An 18,761-nucleotide genomic window follows, 5' to 3' on the forward strand; every position below is an offset into this window, starting at 1 on the left:
AACACTGCTTTGCATCCAGGCTTTGAAACTGATTCACCTTTTCTGTACAAAGGTTCAAATAAAAAAATAAAAAGGGTTCAACTTTAAGTTAAACCCTTTTATATTTATTAAAACTTTAATGACCTTTACAATACGGTCTTTAGTTTTTCTTTATTTGACTTTTTTTGCCATGTAATCACTTTCGTTTCCTAATCTGTCAATAGCTTTGATCGCCACTCCATTCAACTTTTTACCATTTTTGAACTTAGGAACATCTTTAAAAAGGGTATCCAATGGTAAAATTTCGGTTTGCCATACTCCGTCATACTGGCTGAAAAGTACCCATTGGAAAACTTCTGAAGCATTTTTTGTACTCCATCTTGTCTGTGCAAAACTTCCGTTATCACTAATAAATAAGGTGGGAGTCTGCAAAGGAACGGTTTTGATCCATGGAGATTTCGGAATTAATGCTTTTTCACTGTAAGGTCCGTTTTTCAGGGTCGGCAGCATTCCCGGATTTTTAGTTAATCCTGCAATACTCCAATGAATTTCACCTGCATCATTTTTGAGGATCTTTCTGGAAATATCAATTTGGTTCTTGATTTCTGTTGGACGGTCATACGTTTTAATCTCAACGGTATTTAAACCAGGCCATAAGTGACGTTTCATTGTATTTTCGGACTGCCACCAATTTAGCAATGCTTCAAAGCCCTGCCCTTTTGAATCAATCGGCCAATACAATTGTGGAGAAAAATAGTCTACCCAACCTTTATTTAGCCATAATTTGGCATCCGCATACAGCTCATCAAACTGTGAAGATCCTACAATTCCTGCCGGATATCCTGGTTTCCAGATTCCAAATGGGCTGATTCCAAATCTTACATTATTTTTTTCTGCATGAATTTCTTTGTAGATACGTTCTACAAATTTATTTACATTATCTCTTCTCCAGTCTGCTCTTGATAAAGTTCCGCCATTGCTTTGATAAACATTCCATGAAGCATAGTCTGGAAAATCAGCTCCTTTGTTGTAAGTAGCATACGGATAAAAATAATCGTCAAAATGAATGGCATCAATGTCATATCTTTTTACGATATCCTTTACTACATTGGATACATGGTCCTGTGTTTTTGGGTTCGCTGGGTCAAACCAGTACATTCCATTTTTTAATCTTACGACAATGTCAGACATTCTGTTAGCCATGGACATTTTATTTACCGTACCACCATTGGTGTGATGAGCGCGGTAAGGATTTAACCAAACGTGTAATTCTAATCCTCTTTTGTGGGCTTCTTCGATCCAGAATAATAACGGATCATAGTTTGGATAAGGTGCTGCTCCTGTTTCTCCGGTTAAAAAGTAAGACCAGGGTTCTATATTACTTGTATATAAAGCATCTGCAGAAGGTCTGATCTGAAAAATAGCAGCATTAAAGTTATTATCTTTCAGCATATCCAGCATACTGATAGCTTCTGCTTTCTGCTGCTCCACCGTAAGATTGTTTTTAGATGGCCAGTTGATATTGGCAACACTGGCAATCCAAGCACCACGGAATTCTCTGTTAATTTCAGGAAGATTGGTTCTGAATGTTTCTTCTGTTGAAGTTCCCGGTGTAGGTTTTACTGCTACAGGAGGTTTTGGCTGATTGGTAGTATTATTGGTATTAGGTTTTGTTGTATTTTTAACAGGAGGGGTCTTTGTTACATTGTTCTGAGTAGAACATGAGGTGCTATAAGACGCTAGAACTCCCATTAAAACGATAAGTTTTAGTTTACTCATTTTCATAGCCGCAAAACTACTTTAAATTAAATTTTAATACTTTGGATATTGTTGTGAAAAAATAAACATTTTTTCCTATTCTTTAGAAAAAAAGCCTCGAAAAATTCGAGGCTTTTCTATATGATATTGATTGTAAATCGAAATGATTACGATTTCGCTGATCTTTCAACTCTTTTTCTTTCTTCTTCAGAAAGAAGTTTCTTACGCATTCTGATGAAATTCGGAGTTACCTCAATAGCTTCATCACCTTGGATATATTCCATACATTCTTCTAATGAGAATAAGATTTTTGGAGCAACACCAGTATCTTTATCTTTTCCTGAAGCTCTCATGTTGTTCAACTGTTTTGCTTCCACGATGTTTACCACTAAGTCTCCTGGTTTGTTTTGCTCCCCAATGATCATTCCTGCATAGATTTCCTCACCTGGATCAACGAAGAACTTTCCTCTGTCTTGTAATTTAGCAATAGAATATTCTGTAGCAGGCCCTTGAGTTTTGCTGATTAACACTCCATTATTTCTTCCAGGAATAGCTCCTTTGAAAGGCTTATATTCTGTGAAACGGTGTGCCATAATAGCTTCCCCAGCAGTTGCAGTCAACATTTGAGAACGTAATCCGATCAAACCTCTTGAAGGAATTTCGAATTCCATGTGCTGCATCTCTCCTTTAGTTTCCATGATATGAAGGTCACCTTTTCTTTGCGTTGCCAAGTCGATAACTCTTGAAGCGTATTCTTCAGGAACGTCAACAACTAAAGATTCATAAGGCTCACATTTTTCACCATCAATTTCTCTTAAGATAACCTGTGGCTGACCAATTGTCATCTCATATCCTTCTCTTCTCATTGTTTCGATCAAAACTGACAAGTGAAGAATACCTCTACCGAATACCAGGAACGTATTTGCATCATCAGTTTGTTGAACTCTTAATGCTAAGTTTTTCTCTAATTCTTTAGTTAATCTTTCTTTAAGGTGATTAGAGGTAACATATTTACCGTCTTTACCAAAGAAAGGTGAATTGTTGATAGAGAACGTCATGTTCAATGTAGGCTCATCAATAGCAGTTCTTTCCAATGGTTCAGGATTTTCAAGATCTACGAATGAATCACCGATCTGGAATGAATCAAAACCTACTACAGCACAGATATCTCCTGCTTTTACTTCAGTTACTTTTTTCTTTCCTAATCCTTCAAAAACGTAAAGTTCTTTTACTTTTCCTTTTACAACTTTACCATCTGCCTGAGCAAGACCGATCCATTGAGATTCTTTAAGCTCTCCTCTTGTTACTTTTCCGATTGCAATTCTTCCTAAGAAAGAAGAGAAATCTAAAGAAGTAATCTGCATCTGAAGATTACCTTCAGTTACTTTCGGTTCAGGAACATATTGTAAAATACCATCTAATAATGGTAAAATATCTTCAGTTTGTTCTAATGAAGTGTTGAACCAACCTTGCTTAGAAGAACCGTAGAATGTTGGGAAATCTAATTGCTCTTCAGTAGCTTCAAGGTTGAAGAATAAATCAAATACCTGGTCGTGAACTTCGTCCGGACGGCAGTTTGGTTTATCTACTTTATTGATAACCACTAATGGTCTCAATCCTAATTCTAAAGCTTTCTGAAGTACGAATCTTGTCTGTGGCATTGGTCCTTCGAACGCATCCACTAACAAAATAACCCCGTCAGCCATTTTTAATACTCTTTCTACTTCTCCACCGAAATCCGCGTGACCAGGAGTATCAATTACGTTAATTTTAGTGTCTTTATAAGTAACAGAAATATTCTTGGATAAGATGGTGATCCCTCTTTCTCTTTCAAGATCATTGTTATCCATAATTAATTCTCCACTCTCCTGATTTTCTCTGAAAATGTTAGTAGCGTGGATGATTTTGTCAACCAAAGTCGTCTTCCCGTGGTCAACGTGTGCGATAATCGCAATATTTCTAATGTTTTGCATATAGGATTTTTACGAGTGCAAAAATAGTGATTTTTAATGAAAAACAATTTTATTGGATAAATAATTAACATTCTGTTTAAAATACACGTTTACAGAGGTATAAAAAAAGAGTGTTGAAAAAACACTCTTAAATGGTTATGGACATAAAGACGAATCACATGGATCAACTGCTGGTGCATCTCCACAAATAATGGCCATTTCATCACAATTACTTGAAGATCCTGTAGGCCATCCCCATCTCAATATACAAGTATCGGGATCCTTACATCTTACCATTCCTTTTGCAATTCCTCCTGTCAGTGTTTTCATTTCACTTCTGGTAATTTTTCTTACATTTTTCATAGTTATATTGTTTTTGTTGTTGAATGATAAATGTAAGAAAAAACGGAATTCAAAAAATGTTTTTTAATCATAACTAAATTTAAAATCTAGCTCTTTCCACTATGCTATAATAAAATATTACACGTCAAGTTCTGTCGCTACTCCATTTTATCTTTGTCTCAATACATTCTTGCAAGAGTATTATCCTATTATTAATCACCAAAAACAAAAAAATGACAAACAATTTAAATCTTTTAACCATTGATTCTTTTTTTTCATCTTCAGATCCTGCTTCGGATCTTAACATTGTAAGTTTGATTGATCCTTTCAGTGGTGAAATTGCCAATTTTAAAAAACAAGATCTTCCTGTTCCTGATGGAAAATACCTATACCGCATTAAAAAAAACGGCAATGGTCCGGTTTCATACTATAAAAGAATTATTACTGATGATATTTCTATTACAATTGCAGATGTTCGTGGAGATGGCATGACCGATGATTCCGTTGAAATCCAAAAGCTGATTGATGAAATGGAAGCCGGACAGGTTCTGAAGCTTGATAACAGGAGATATATGCTTTATCAGCCTTTACAGATCAATAAAGCCATTAAAATTACAGGTTCCTCTACTAAAAGTACAATAGGTCTTCCCCCTTTTCTTATAACCAACAATAATCATGGTATTATCATTAACGCATACAAGACTGTTATTAATGGGAAAGAGATCACAACCAATGCTTCGGGTACTGTTTTGGAAGGATTCGGAATTTATAATGCGACTCTTTACACAACCACTCCTAATAATGTTACCGGTATTAAAATAATCGGAACACCGGAGGTTCATGCTTATGATATTATTTTAAAAAATCTTGCCATCAATGGTTATCAAACAGGACTGGAAGCAAATTATCTTTGGTCTTCCCAAATTCAGACTGTAAAAATTGGTAATTGTCAGATAGGAATGCATATCAAAAACAATTCCGTGAACAATGAAATTTCCAACAATACCAGCATTTCGATAGATGTCAAAGTAATAAACGAGGAGACAAATGAGGAAGAACTTATAGATATACCTGGCAGTAAAGGTATCTTTTTTGAAGGAAGCACTTCACAAGAAGGCTGGAGAATTATTGATACTTTTATCTTTAATGTTTATCAGGGAATTTACGCTGAAAAAACTTCTCACGTTAATGTACTCAACAGTATGATTGATTTCTGCAGACATATTGGAATTGTGATTGGAGCGGAGAGCCATAACTGGAATATTAACAGTAATTACATTGCACTTTCCCACCCCGGATACGGAATCTATTTAGCCAATAGCATCAAGAATTCGTCATTTACAAGAGGAAATAAAATTATTGACAATGATATATTAATTTACGACAATGCAATACCGGATGACACCTCCATTGGCGTTAATATTATGGGAAAGGAATCTCTTTATGATGATGTAAGGGGAAATTCAATTAAAAATTTCAAAGTATATGATATCAGAGCAGATTCCGGATTAAAGACAACCATTACCCACAATAAATGCTTATCTGGCATTAGTCCCAATATTATAGGTAATTTTATTACCAATGACAACCTGGGAACGGTTTACTATCAAAACTTGAATGATTCTCTTCATTTGGGAAAAGTAAAAATAACTTATGCAGATACTTTTCCTTCGGTTTCTTCTCCTGACTGGAAGCGAGGTGATATTATTCTGAATACCGGTCCTTCTGTTAATATGCCAATCGGGTGGGTCAACACAACTGATGGAACGAATACATGGAAGCCATTTGGTATTATTAACAATTAATAAAAAAACAGCCATTAAGGCTGTTTTTTATTTATCAATGTCTTATTAGCCTGTACAATAATACAACATCAATTAAAAGCACTATAAAAAACTTTACAAGAAAAGATTTTTTAGAAACTTTATGGTTGAAAATAATCATTCCTGCAGCAGCACCTATAATCCCTATCAATGAAAGACCTAAAAGAACATTCTCAGAAATCCGCCACTGATGTCTTTTGGCCTGCAGTTTATCAAATCCGAAAACGCCGAAGGTAATAAGGTTAGTAATTAACAGAAAAGGAATCATTATAAAATTAATTTGCTGCAAAAATAAGTTTAATTTATACATAGAGAAAACCATCTGGTTAATGTCTTTTTTCCAACGTAATATTTGTACGGTTTATCAGAGTAAGTTTCTTTAAATTTGACACCCATAAAAAATGAATCAATGACAGTACATGATTTGGCAGGCACCTATTCTATCAAAGGAAGCAATCAGGAGGCATCTGACCAGGTTTCTTATCAGGGTACCTTAATTTTATCCGTTGATGAAAATGCCCGCATCATTGCCCAATGGGTGATTGGTGACCATATCCAGAATGGAACCGGATTTTATAAAGACCATATTTTAGTGCTTAACTTTAATTATGAAGGTGATGACCACAAAATCTATAAAGGTGTTGCGGTATACCGTTGTTTGAGTCAGGACATACTGGATGGATTCTGGTCTGAAAAACATGGTAACCCTTTGTATTTGGGAAGTGAATATTGTGTACGGATTCAAAATTCATGGATTTTTAATTAACAGCATCATTCATAATCAAGGCCCGGAATTTGAATTTCCGGGCCTTATATCTTCATCTTTAGTGTGGCTATAAACCTTGACTTACATGCTTTCCTTCTTTAAATTCTTCTACCATTTTAGCATTAAAAGCAGGAAGATCTTTTGGTGTCCTGCTGGTCACCAGACCATTATCAACCACCACCTCACTATCTTCCCAATGGGCTCCGGCATTTATCAAATCTTTACTGATTGATTTTACGGAAGTCATCTTTCTTCCCTTAACAACCTTTGCATTGATTAAAATTTGTGGTCCGTGGCAAATGGCTGCAACAGGTTTATTTTGTATAAAAAAATCTCTTACAAATGACAATGCCTGCCCATTTGTTCTTAATTGATCGGGATTGATAACCCCGCCGGGTAAAACTAAAGCATCATATTCAGAAGCGGTTACCTCATTCAATGTTTTGTCAACATGGTAATCTTTCCCCCAATCTTTTTCTGCCCATGATCTGATTGTTTCTCCTTCAGGGCTTACCACATGAGCAGTCCATCCCTGTTGTTCCAAATACTCTTTAGGTGATTGAAGTTCGCTTTCTTCAAAGCCGTTAGTAGCTAGAATTGCAATTTTTTTTGACATGATATTATGATTTTGGATGTTATCTCTAATGGAAAGAAAAAATAATGCCGTCCATGCGTTATCAAGTCCTAAAATAAGGTTAAGATGATCTGTAAAAAAATAAATCACTCTTTTGGAAGGACTTTTAATGAAAAAAGGTTATGAAATATTATTCCTTACTTCATTACTCTCCTGTTCTACTAGGGAAAAGAAAAAGAGCTGCCTTTATCAGGCAGCTCTTGATTTATAGAAAGTTTATTTCTTTATTTCTTTGCTTTTACGTCAATCGCAATTTCGATATCTTTGCTAATCATCCATTCAGCAGGATCAGCTTCCGAAGTCCCGAATTTGATTCCCCAATCAGCTCTGTTTACAGTAAATTTAGCCTGAATAGCAGCCGTACCTTCAGCTACGTCTACTTTAGCCGGGAAAGTAACGTTCATAGTTTTTCCTGACAAAGTAAGGTTTCCACTTACTGTTTTATTAGCTCCTGCCACAGCGTCTTTCGGAGTTTCTTTTAAATCCGTAACACTTGTAATTTTGAAGTCTGAAGTAGGGTTTTTCGCTACATCAAAGAAATCAGGATTCTTTAAGTGAGCTTCAAGATCTGCCGGTTTTTTATCTTTTTCTGTAACAGAAGCAGGATCTACTTTAATAGAATTCATATCAATTACAAAGTTTCCTGCAGAAACCTGACCTCCATCAACGCTAAGATCTCCTGACTTTACAGTAAGAGTCCCCCAACGTGGAGCCATTCCTCCTTTGTGGAAAGCCTTCCAATTCACTAAAGAAGTTGCAGTATCTACTGCCAATACTTCACCTTTACTTTCTGCAACAGTCTGTTCTGTAGCTACTGCTGTATCTGTTTTTTCTTTACTGTTACATGATGCAGCTAACAATCCTACTGCTACTAATGCGATTACGCTAATTTTTTTCATATTATTGAACTGTTTAAAAAAGTTTATTGTTTTCGGGTACAAAAATAGAAAAACCTTATGGGTCTTCTCTTATCATACATCAAGAAATGTAAATTTCGCTACCCATGTTAGGAATTGTAACATGGTAAGAAATAAACGAAAATTGAAAATATTTATTTCATCAACCTATTTTGATTTTTATGCTACCCATAGGAAAATTGGTTGGTTTTAAAACTACATCCAGATATTCCCAAAAATATTTATATGTTAAATCCCTCAACCAAGAATAATTTATATATTTAGCGCTTACAAATTAAAATTATACTATGAAACAATTAAAAAAAATCACAAGAGAAAATCTAAAAGCTATTAAAGGAGGAATTGATTATTGTCCAGCCGGCTATTTGTATACTTGCGATGACATGGCTATATGTGATGCAGAGCTTGGTATACCTTGCTCTTGTAGATGTATTCCCTATGTACCATAAATAAGATCCCTCGCTAGAGGGATTTCTTTCTTTATTTATATTCATTTCATTGAGACCAAAGCGTACAAAAAAATCCCCGGATCTCTCCGAGGATTAAAACTAATCATAAACTCTATTTATTAGAGGAATTATAAAGTAAATATAATACTTACATGCATAAAATGCAATACTTTCATTTCCACACCATTCTAGCATTTGTCTGCAGGAACCAATCACTGCAATAATATAATAAATCGTTAAATTATTTCCACAAAAGTGAATGAATAAAAGAAAAAACCTCCCGTGTCAATAGGGAGGCAAAAGTTCAAAATGAATTATTAGTAAAGTGATGTGGTGTTAAACAAAGTTTTCTCTTCAAAACTTGCTTTAACATTAACAATGCGTGTGCCAATTACGTCACTGTTTAATGAAATCGTTCTTTTTGTGGTATGAAAAACCTCCCAAGACATTGAAGACATAAAAATGTTTGTTTAAAATATGAATTTTGAGCAATCAAAGGTAATAACTGTTTATATTTTTTTAATGATCACATTATTCTATTTTTTATTACTTCAATAGAGTCATTTACATGTGAATTGATTTCAAAATTATTGTCTTTGTAATTAGTCACAATAATTAGGTTAAAAGCTGAAAAGGAAAAGTAGTTGTGAATTGCTTTCAAAAATTATTATCTTCGTGATTAGTCACAACATGAATGTTTTAAGTCCCAACGTCTTTTATGTTGTGAATTGCTTTCAAAAATTATTATCTTCGTGATTAGTCACAACTGCTGAAGTCGTAGGTGAGTGGCAAGACATGTTGTGAATTGCTTTCAAAAATTATTATCTTCGTGATTAGTCACAACTATGGAAAACGTTATCGACGCAGCTCAAAGGTTGTGAATTGCTTTCAAAAATTATTATCTTCGTGATTAGTCACAACTTTAAGACGAATTATAAAAACTAATTTATAGTTGTGAATTGCTTTCAAAAATTATTATCTTCGTGATTAGTCACAACAGGCTAAAAGAAAAGAGGCTCTTAAGTGTAGTTGTGAATTGCTTTCAAAAATTATTATCTTCGTGATTAGTCACAACTGGTCAATCTGCTGAAAATGCACAGGGTCTGTTGTGAATTGCTTTCAAAAATTATTATCTTCGTGATTAGTCACAACTTCATTTGAAAAATCCTATCTGTTTTAATGGTTGTGAATTGCTTTCAAAAATTATTATCTTCGTGATTAGTCACAACTGATCGTCAAATTTCAAACAAGTTTACAGAGTTGTGAATTGCTTTCAAAAATTATTATCTTCGTGATTAGTCACAACTGTATTGTTTTTTAGTGGTTAATCAATCCGGTTGTGAATTGCTTTCAAAAATTATTATCTTCGTGATTAGTCACAACCGAGATCAGTCGCTTTATTATGGCGAGTCAGTTGTGAATTGCTTTCAAAAATTATTATCTTCGTGATTAGTCACAACGAATATTATTCGATCCGGCAATCCAATAATGTTGTGAATTGCTTTCAAAAATTATTATCTTCGTGATTAGTCACAACGAAAATAGTATTTGCAACCGTAGAAAGTATGTTGTGAATTGCTTTCAAAAATTATTATCTTCGTGATTAGTCACAACATGCAGATGTGAATTTGTACAGCATGTACCGTTGTGAATTGCTTTCAAAAATTATTATCTTCGTGATTAGTCACAACTAATATTGGGGTTTTTCTTCAATTGAAGGAGTTGTGAATTGCTTTCAAAAATTATTATCTTCGTGATTAGTCACAACATAGTACATTTTCGCAAGAACATATTATCAGTTGTGAATTGCTTTCAAAAATTATTATCTTCGTGATTAGTCACAACTGAACAGATAATTACCAATATTTCCCTTGAGTTGTGAATTGCTTTCAAAAATTATTATCTTCGTGATTAGTCACAACAAAAATAAAATATACTGTAAGCCTTACAAAGTTGTGAATTGCTTTCAAAAATTATTATCTTCGTGATTAGTCACAACCTCAAAAAACAATCTACTGAAAATCAATAGATTGTTTTTGTTTTTAGGATTCAAAATTTAGAATAATTCGAGCTGTTGAAAGGTTGGAGGAGGTTCTTCTTTATTTCTGGCGAAAAATATTTCAATGTCACCAAACTGTTTATCAGTAATGCACATAATGGCGACTTTACCTGCTTTTGGTAGCATAAACTTCACTCTTTTAATATGAACCTCAGCATTTTCACGACTTGGGCAATGCCTTACATACATTGAAAACTGAAATAATGTAAAACCATCATCAAGCAAAGATTTACGAAAACGATTCGCATCCTTCATATTGGCCTTAGTCTCTGTCGGAAGATCATATAATACTAAAACCCACATAATTCGGTAAGCGTTAAACCTTTCGGCATTCATATCAGTTCAGGATAAGAGATCAGACGTTTTTCTCCCGTATAACATTTATACAGTGATGTAGCTGTTGTTTTTATTGCAACTAGTAACGGTCTGGTTTTATCGTCTATTTTCACATCTTTGGTTGCAATCTGTAAGATAAAAGCTTTAAATTCTTTAGTTAATTCTTCCGTTTCTGAATGAATTGCAAGCCAGTGCATTATTAATATGTCAACAAAAGGGCGATAAGGTTCCATTAGGTCATCGGCCAAACAGTAAGGGTTGTATTTATTTTTATGGAAAATTCCGAGAACAGGAAGCAACCCGGTTTCAACAATTGCTCTTGCTACAATACTTCTGAGAACCGAATATCCGAAATTGAAAAACTGATTGGGTGAATCTCCAAAACGCTGCCTCAGAAAATCCAGACTGATAAGATATTTCCAGTAATGTTGTGCGGCAATGCCTTCCATATTGGTGATATCACCGCTTTTTACGTTGGCTTGATAATCTATCATCGGCTCGTAATAGCTTCCCAATATTCGGAGAACTTCTTTTTGGTTTTCAATTTTACATTCTACGGTTTGTTTCCAAAGCTGTTTCTTGAGGGGTTCGCTGGCTTCCAGCTGGTCTTTTACTCTATCAGAATGTTCGGTATGTCCATACATCGGAAGCATTATTCCATGTGGCAAATGATGCGAGTCACAACTTATCACTACTACATTATTGCCCATCATTTTTTGGATGAGCTGGTGTGAAACCGTGATCTGAAAATGATCCAGCATTAGTAATCCTAAATCCTCCACAGGTACACTTCCCTTCTCTGCTTTGGTTTCCGGGCAAAGAATCTTCATCTGCTCGTCTTTGAGCTTGAGATAAGCGGGATTGCCGATATAAATGGAACGGGTAATCATTTTTATACTAATTTATTATTCTCCAATTTTTATAATTTCCCCAAGATGACTAATTCTGATTTTTGTTAACCTTTCTAAATGTTTATTTGAGCCGTGTTCATCCCAAGTATATCCCTTTAAAGCTTTATCACTCCTATTAAGATTTGCCTCTAAATGATGCCTATATGTTATTTCAAAAGCTCCAGAACTTTTCTTTGTCATTTTCTGAACCCTAAACAATTTATCTGAAATCAACTTTCCGTTCTTCACATCAAAAAAGTCGATTTCATTTTCTTCCTGTGGATTTTCAGAATGCTTTAAATCAAATACAAATAAATCATTGATTTGCATAGAAAATTGGAAAATACCAAGTTCATCATGATCATTTCTATTTATAATCGGATAAGGATTATTGTGTTCTGATATGTTTAACAATCCAATTTCTACTGCTACCCAAAATGAAACTACTTTATCATTGTATTTTCCGTTTTCATCTTTATAGATTAAAGCGTGATGATTTCCGCCTGTTTTTGCATAACCATTTCTTACTCTCTCGACCTTGCTTTCATCATAAATTGTCACATTTTTAACGGTCATTCCATTTTTGGTAATGAAAGGATTTTCAAATAAATTTTTGAATGCCTCCTTATAATCTCCATTAAACTCTTTTAATCGTTTTTCTAATAAAATTCCTATTCCTCTATCCGATTTTAGAACATTTTCTATAAACTTATCCTTAGCAGACTTTGTTTTTTGATTATCGGTTAAAAAACTTTCAATATTTACTCTTTTCGTATTTACCCATTCATAAACACCAAATTCTTTTACTTCATTATCCTTATAAGAAATCGGTTCTCTTTTCAACGTTTTTTGATCAAAAGCAATTTTCAGATTATTGTCAAATTTCGCAAGATGCTGATAAAGCATTTCTTTGATTTCAGGATTTACAACCATTTCGATTTCTTCCATTAGAATTTTATCGTTGAGTTTTATTTTCTTTTCAGAAATACGTTTTACACGTCCCATAATAGTATCTTCGTGCAATCTTGCGCGGGGAACCCAGGTTGTTTTCTGTTCTATATTTTTAGGTGCATTAATATTTTTTGTAAGAACCTTGCTATTCTCTTTTTTAAAAGAAATCAAAATATTTTCAAGATGTTTTTGCACTTCTTTGCGAATGTTTGGTATAGAGCATTCTATGATATTTCCCTGTTGTGTCGAAAATTCTTTCAGAGAAAACTTTCCTTCTAAAAATTCTTCAATCTCCTCTATTTCTTTTTGGCTCAATGCATCTCTTTCATATTGATAAATTTTGTTGAGATTATTAAGCTTGAAAATAATTTTCTGATCGGTTAAAGCACAAATCAAAGCATCAACAGCGTGATGTCTATGGTCATCTCTTTTGCTCCAATCTGTTATAACTTCAAAAGTTTTGGTTTGTCCATTATTGGTTTTTATTGTTTTTTCTTCTATCTGACCAATTGCTTTATATTTATCGAAAGTTAATTCCTGCAAAAGATTTTTCAATTCCCATTCTTCACGCAAAAAATCAGTTACCTGCCCAGTCGTAGTATAAACATTCGGACAAATGGTTTTTAGCATTTTTACCGCTTCTTTGGAGATGTATTGGGAGTCCTTTTTCATTCTTTCCACAAAATCAGAAGGAATATCTTCACCTTTGCACAACAAATTATCAAATTTAGATTTTGAAATACTTCCTTTTCCATCATTATACAAAGCATTTACTTTTTCTATATATTGTCCTAATGCTTCTTCTCCTTTAGACTCCATAAAATCATAAGCGGTTTTCTGCCTTTTATTGGAATTACATTTTCTGTGAGCAATAATATAATTAGTCATCGCATTGTTAAATGAACGAGACTTTGGCAAAATATGCTCAATGTCCGCATTGCCCGTAAGCATATCTGTCCCATTAATAGGATTATTACAATACAAGCATTCGTGAGTAGTTTCTTCCCAAAGAATATAACGCTTTACATCTCGTCCATTAACTAACCTGAATCCATACTCTTCTATAAGTTTTTTTCTTATAACATCATTATTCCTCTTATTCTTTGAATTCCCCTGAGAAATATTTTTTCGAGTTTTCGCACTATTCCTTAGTTCTCTCGCTAACTCAACTCTTATTTCATCAATTTTACCATACTTCTCAATAACAAGGTTTATAACATTTACAACCTGATTTAGAATTTGTTCGACAACTGGATTTCTTAATTCATTCTTTTTAAGTTGCTTTAACTTTGGTTTAAGTCCTATTTCTGTTTTATATCCACTATGGTCATAGCCAACTTCATCACAAGCCTCACTGTAACCTAATCCTTTTTCCAAATGTGGCAGTAATTTTCGAATGGCACGAGTTGAAAGGCTTCCGTAATCAGAAGGATACCCAACTTTTTTAGCAATAATTTTCGATTGATTTTCTGAAAATCCGAAACGATTTTTTAATGCATTCACCACTTCTTTTTCTGTCGGTAACGAATAGGTAATATGCCACAATTCAAATAAACCTCCTTTTTCATCACTGATATCTAAATTAAATAATAGGTATTGTTCAGTATTTTCTATTCCTGCCTCTTCCAACGCATTTTTTAATATCGCACAGGTTCTGCTTCCATCTAATTCAGTAAAATTCAGATATATTTTTTCATTTTTTCCGTAACCTAAAAGTTTTTTGATTTCAGTTATTGATAATTTGTATTTTGCATTCAGATTTCCCCCATTCCATAAGGCATCTTTTAACTTTTGTTTTTGCTCTGGCGTTGGTTTAAAAGTCTCTCCATTTGTAGTCTTCCAAGATAAATCATTTACTTTCTGCCAAATCCTAAATAATTCAAAATAAGGGGAACTTTTTACAGCTGCTTTATGATATTTCTCAAACAAACATTCAGCGATTAAACCTTTCTGACTTTTCAAAGGACGTTGATAGTAAATGATTCTATTACGAATTAAATCATACAATGTTCCTTTGTTATTATCTTCATTTGGGCTTCCTGTTAAAATTTGGTAATACTTTTTTTGTTCATCCCAAATCCTATCAAATTCTTCTATATAAGAACTTCTTTGATAAGTCCGCTCTCGAATCAGAACCTCAAAAGTATTATTGCTTTCCTCTAATTCAGAATAAAGTTTTTGACCAATTGTTTTATTTTCTAATGCTTTTTCAAGTTCAGCAATCCGTTCTTTATATTCAGTTGAATTTTCTTCTTCCGAAACAGATTTTCTATTGCTTAAAAAACCTCTTCGCTGATTTATAAGAATTAGAACTCTTCCTAATTCTTGTAAAGAGATTTGTTCTGAAGCAGCTTTTGCTCTTAGCCCATAAAGTTCAGTTGCAGAAAGATGGAACAAATTATTAGCAGGAAACATATTGTTATTTTTCAAAGTTTGGCAAAGTTTATCTCGTCTTGCTTTATATCTTTGATTATTTTTCCTGATTCCTCTTTTTATAGTTCTCTCAAGGTTTTTACTTGCAGTATTACCAGAGTAAAACTTTCCATGAAAATCAGGATCTTCCGGAACAATTCTTACAGCTAAATTTTCTATTGTTTTTTTTTGATTTTCCTCTGACATAACTGCTATTCCAACAGATGAAACTCCAACATCTACCCCAACTATAATTTTCTTCATAATTATCTAGTTTTTCATAACTACATAAAAATAGAAATAAAAAAATCATTCGAATTACGGATTTCCATAATTACATTAAAGATTTTTTCTTCTATATTTGTCTTAATAATTTTGAAAAGCAATTCACAATAAGGATTATTCCGTTGTGAAAACATTTAAGCCCCCTCGTCTTCCAATACGGGGGATTTTTATTTTTAATACTATAGCTTCAGTTGTAACAGCTTTCAAAATTCACTACCTTCGTTTCAATCAAATCTAAAATATGAATCAGCAATTATTTGAAAAAGTAGATCAATATATCAGCAATCTGGTAGCCACTGAAGATAGTGTACTCCAGGAAACTATTCAATCTCTCGATGATGCTTCCATGCCTCAGATCAGCATCTCTCCTACACAGGGGAAGTTTCTTCAACTGATGCTTCTTACCTGCAAGGCTAAACGTGTATTAGAGTTGGGGACTTTAGGTGCTTACAGTACTATTTGGATGACCAGAGCACTTCCTGCAGACGGTAGAGTGATTACAGTAGAATTTGATCCTCATCACGCTGATATTGCCAGTCAAAACATTGCAAAAGCAGGCCTTTCTGACCAGATTGATTTACGAATCGGTAAAGCAATGGATGTATTGAATGAACTCATTGCTACAGGTGAAGAAGCTTTCGACTTTATTTTTATTGATGCAGATAAGCCCCCTTATACTGAATATTTTGAACTGGCATTACAACTGTCTCATCCGGGAACAATAATTATTTGTGATAATGTCATCCGGGAAGGCCAGATTTTGGATGAAAATAGCAATGATGAAAAAGTGAGAGGGGTACAGCGTTTTAATCAAATGCTGGCTGGCAACCCAAAAGTTACCGCCACAATTATGCAAACCGTAGGAGCAAAAGAATATGATGGAATGGCAATAGCAATTGTCAATTAAATTTTAATTCACAGGAAAAACTATTCAAGGTGGGGCAACTCGCCTTTTTTCGTTGTAAAACATTATTTTAGCCTTCCGAAAACAGAACAATGACGACCGTAGAATTTATACAGAAGCAGCTCGATATTTCTGAGAAGAGCATCAACAATACATTACAATTATTAGCAGAAGACTGTACCATTCCTTTTATTTCCCGTTACCGGAAAGATAAAACCGGAAACCTGGATGAAACGCAAATTGAGCAGATCGCCAAGATCAGCAAACAATTTGAGGAGATGATGAAGAGAAAGGAATCTATTTTAAAATCTATAGAAGAACAGGGTGCTTTAACTCCTGAACTGAGACAAAGAATTGAAGAAAGCTTTGATATTCAAGAACTGGAGGATTTATACTTGCCTTTTAAAAAGCGTAAAAAAACCAAGGCTGATGCTGCCAAGGAAAAAGGACTCGGACCTTTAGCCAAAATCATTATGAGTCAGAAGAACAATGATGTACAATTTTTGGCTTCAAAATATTTGAATAATGAGGTTCTTTCTGAAGCAGATGCCCTTCAGGGCGCCAGAGATATCATGGCAGAATGGATCAATGAAAATATGTATGTTCGTAAGAACCTGCGTCGTTTGTTCCAACGAAAAGCTGTTGTTACTTCCAAAGTTGTGAAGGCTAAAAAGGATGAAGAAGATGCTCAAAAGTTCTCCCAATATTTCGAATGGGAAGAAAACCTCAGCAGAATCCCTTCTCACAGGCTTTTAGCAATGTTAAGAGCGGAGACCGAAGGCTTTGTGAAAACCAACGTTGGGATTGATAAAGAAGAAGCTATCGATTTTATTGAAAAAGCGATTATCAAGTCTAATAATGAAAGTTCTGAACAGATTGCTCTAGCGATTAAAGACAGCTATAAAAGACTTCTGGAACCTGCTATTTCCAATGAAGCATTACAGGAAGCTAAAGAAAAAGCGGATAAAAAAGCGATTGAGATCTTCTCTGAAAATCTGAGTCAGTTACTGCTGGCTCCGCCATTGGGAGAAAAAAGAATTCTGGCGATTGATCCTGGTTACAGAAGCGGCTGTAAAGTGGTTTGTATCGATGAAAAGGGAGATCTTCTTCATAATGAAACCCTCTACCCTCACGCTCCTCAGAATGAATCCGGAATGGCTATGAAAAAGATCCGTTCTATGGTGAATGCCTATAATATTGAAGCTATTTCTATCGGAAACGGAACGGCAAGCCGTGAAACTGAATTTTTTATCAAGAAAATTGCTTTTGATAAGCCTTTACAGGTTTTTGTAGTTTCGGAAGCGGGTGCCTCGGTGTATTCTGCCAGCAAAATTGCAAGGGAAGAGTTTCCAACTTATGATGTAACTGTTCGTGGGGCGGTTTCTATTGGAAGAAGACTTTCTGATCCATTGGCTGAGTTGGTGAAAATTGATCCAAAATCTATTGGAGTTGGACAGTATCAGCATGATGTAGATCAGACTCAATTGAAAAATGAACTGGATTCTACCGTGATGAAATGTGTAAATTCTGTAGGAATTAATTTAAATACAGCTAGTAAATCTTTATTAAGTTATGTTTCCGGAATTGGAGAGAAAATGGCTGAAAATATTGTGAACTACAGAGCTGAAAACGGAGCCTTTGAAGATAGAAAACAGCTTAAGAAAGTTCCAAGGCTTGGAGAAAAAGCATTTCAGCAGGCTGCTGCGTTTGTACGAATTACCAATTCAAAAAATCCATTGGACAACTCTGCGGTACACCCTGAATCGTATGGAATCGTTGAAAAAATGGCTAAAGATCTGGGAATTAAAGCTGATGAACTGATTGGCAATAAGGAAAAAGTGGCCCTGATACAACCTGAAAATTACATTACCGGGGACATCGGAATTCTGGGAATCAAAGATATTTTAAAGGAGCTTGAAAAACCAGGCTTAGATCCGAGGAAAGCTGCCAAAGTATTTGAATTTGATCCTCATGTAAAAAGCATCAGAGACTTGAGAGCAGGTATGATCTTACCGGGAATCGTGAACAATATTACCGCTTTTGGATGTTTTGTGGATCTTGGAATTAAAGAAAGTGGTTTGGTTCATATTTCTCAGCTTAAAGACGGATTTGTTTCTGATGTAAATGAGGTCGTAAAACTGCATCAGCATGTAAGAGTAAAGGTAACGGAAGTGGATGAGGCAAGGAAAAGAGTGCAATTAAGCATGATTTTATAAGCAATATCTATTATTTCAACCATTAAATTCTTTTAAGAGGTTGAGCATATTAAGGTAAGTTTCGCTTTAATTTTTTTTACTCTCTGTA

14 protein-coding genes and 1 CRISPR repeat array are annotated in these 18,761 nt (G+C 34.4%); of the genes, 5 read left to right on the forward strand and 9 right to left on the reverse strand.

Translation table 11 applies throughout. The features are described from left to right. Positions 1–150: 150 nt before the first annotated feature. The 3 genes from EL260_RS15540 to EL260_RS15550 form a co-directional block, all read right to left on the reverse strand. Positions 151–1,764, reverse strand: a complete 1,614-nt coding sequence (locus EL260_RS15540) for a glycoside hydrolase family 10 protein (RefSeq protein WP_123856211.1) — start codon at positions 1,762–1,764, stop codon at positions 151–153. 140 nt (positions 1,765–1,904) lie between these two features. Beyond that, complete coding sequence (gene typA, locus EL260_RS15545) at positions 1,905–3,710, reverse strand: translational GTPase TypA (RefSeq protein WP_123856212.1); 1,806 nt, start codon at positions 3,708–3,710, stop codon at positions 1,905–1,907. A 135-nt stretch (positions 3,711–3,845) separates the two neighbouring features. Continuing rightward, on the reverse strand, positions 3,846–4,052 hold the full coding sequence (locus EL260_RS15550) for a bacteriocin-like protein (protein WP_123856213.1): 207 nt from the start codon (positions 4,050–4,052) through the stop codon (positions 3,846–3,848). A gap of 212 nt (positions 4,053–4,264) precedes the next feature. Here EL260_RS15550 and EL260_RS15555 point away from each other — a divergent pair, with 212 nt between their 5' ends. Next, the gene (locus tag EL260_RS15555; RefSeq protein ID WP_123856214.1) at positions 4,265–5,836 is read left to right on the forward strand and encodes a right-handed parallel beta-helix repeat-containing protein; all 1,572 of its coding nucleotides are present in this window, start codon (positions 4,265–4,267) and stop codon (positions 5,834–5,836) included. A 34-nt stretch (positions 5,837–5,870) separates the two neighbouring features. Here EL260_RS15555 and EL260_RS15560 read toward each other — a convergent pair whose 3' ends face one another. Next, positions 5,871–6,122 (reverse strand): DUF1294 domain-containing protein, encoded by a 252-nt coding sequence (locus EL260_RS15560; protein ID WP_123856215.1) that lies wholly within the window; start codon positions 6,120–6,122, stop codon positions 5,871–5,873. A gap of 141 nt (positions 6,123–6,263) precedes the next feature. Here EL260_RS15560 and EL260_RS15565 point away from each other — a divergent pair, with 141 nt between their 5' ends. Beyond that, the gene (locus EL260_RS15565; RefSeq protein WP_123856216.1) at positions 6,264–6,620 is read left to right on the forward strand and encodes a hypothetical protein; all 357 of its coding nucleotides are present in this window, start codon (positions 6,264–6,266) and stop codon (positions 6,618–6,620) included. A gap of 67 nt (positions 6,621–6,687) precedes the next feature. Here the strand turns inward: EL260_RS15565 and EL260_RS15570 are convergent, their stop codons facing one another. Together EL260_RS15570 and EL260_RS15575 are read right to left on the reverse strand one after the other, a co-directional pair. Beyond that, positions 6,688–7,236: a type 1 glutamine amidotransferase domain-containing protein gene (locus EL260_RS15570; RefSeq protein WP_123856217.1), complete on the reverse strand. Its 549-nt coding sequence runs from the start codon at positions 7,234–7,236 to the stop codon at positions 6,688–6,690. Between the two features lie 242 nt (positions 7,237–7,478). Continuing rightward, complete coding sequence (locus EL260_RS15575; RefSeq protein ID WP_123856218.1) at positions 7,479–8,153, reverse strand: YceI family protein; 675 nt, start codon at positions 8,151–8,153, stop codon at positions 7,479–7,481. A 305-nt stretch (positions 8,154–8,458) separates the two neighbouring features. Here EL260_RS15575 and EL260_RS25610 point away from each other — a divergent pair, with 305 nt between their 5' ends. Continuing rightward, positions 8,459–8,620, forward strand: a complete 162-nt coding sequence (locus EL260_RS25610; RefSeq protein ID WP_164466527.1) for a bacteriocin-like protein — start codon at positions 8,459–8,461, stop codon at positions 8,618–8,620. Positions 8,621–9,263: 643 nt separating this feature from the next. Beyond that, positions 9,264–10,619: a CRISPR direct-repeat array (repeat unit 47 nt; unit sequence GTTGTGAATTGCTTTCAAAAATTATTATCTTCGTGATTAGTCACAAC). Positions 10,620–10,676: 57 nt separating this feature from the next. Here the strand turns inward: EL260_RS25610 and cas2 are convergent. The 3 genes from cas2 to cas9 are packed head-to-tail and all read right to left on the reverse strand — an operon-like array spanning position 10,677 to position 15,532. Beyond that, positions 10,677–11,015 carry a CRISPR-associated endonuclease Cas2 gene (cas2, locus tag EL260_RS15580; RefSeq protein WP_034678328.1) on the reverse strand — a complete coding sequence of 113 codons (339 nt, stop codon included), beginning with the start codon at positions 11,013–11,015 and terminating at the stop codon, positions 10,677–10,679. Beyond that, entirely contained in the window at positions 11,012–11,905 is an 894-nt protein-coding gene (gene cas1 / locus EL260_RS15585; protein WP_123856219.1) for a type II CRISPR-associated endonuclease Cas1, read from the reverse strand. The genes cas2 and cas1 overlap by 4 nt, the downstream gene beginning before the upstream one ends. A 15-nt stretch (positions 11,906–11,920) precedes the next feature. Next, a complete protein-coding gene (cas9, locus tag EL260_RS15590; protein WP_123856220.1) occupies positions 11,921–15,532 on the reverse strand; it encodes a type II CRISPR RNA-guided endonuclease Cas9 in 3,612 nt (1,203 codons plus the stop codon). Between the two features lie 262 nt (positions 15,533–15,794). Between cas9 and EL260_RS15595 the strand changes: the two genes are divergently transcribed. Both EL260_RS15595 and EL260_RS15600 read left to right on the forward strand, forming a co-directional pair. Beyond that, the gene (locus EL260_RS15595; protein ID WP_123856221.1) at positions 15,795–16,460 is read left to right on the forward strand and encodes an O-methyltransferase; all 666 of its coding nucleotides are present in this window, start codon (positions 15,795–15,797) and stop codon (positions 16,458–16,460) included. 89 nt (positions 16,461–16,549) lie between these two features. Beyond that, positions 16,550–18,673, forward strand: coding sequence for a Tex family protein (locus tag EL260_RS15600; RefSeq protein WP_123856222.1), 2,124 nt, complete (start codon positions 16,550–16,552; stop codon positions 18,671–18,673). The last annotated feature ends 88 nt before the right edge of the window (positions 18,674–18,761 follow it).

The sequence above is a fragment of the Chryseobacterium nakagawai genome (assembly GCF_900637665.1).
Lineage (GTDB): Bacteria > Bacteroidota > Bacteroidia > Flavobacteriales > Weeksellaceae > Chryseobacterium > Chryseobacterium nakagawai.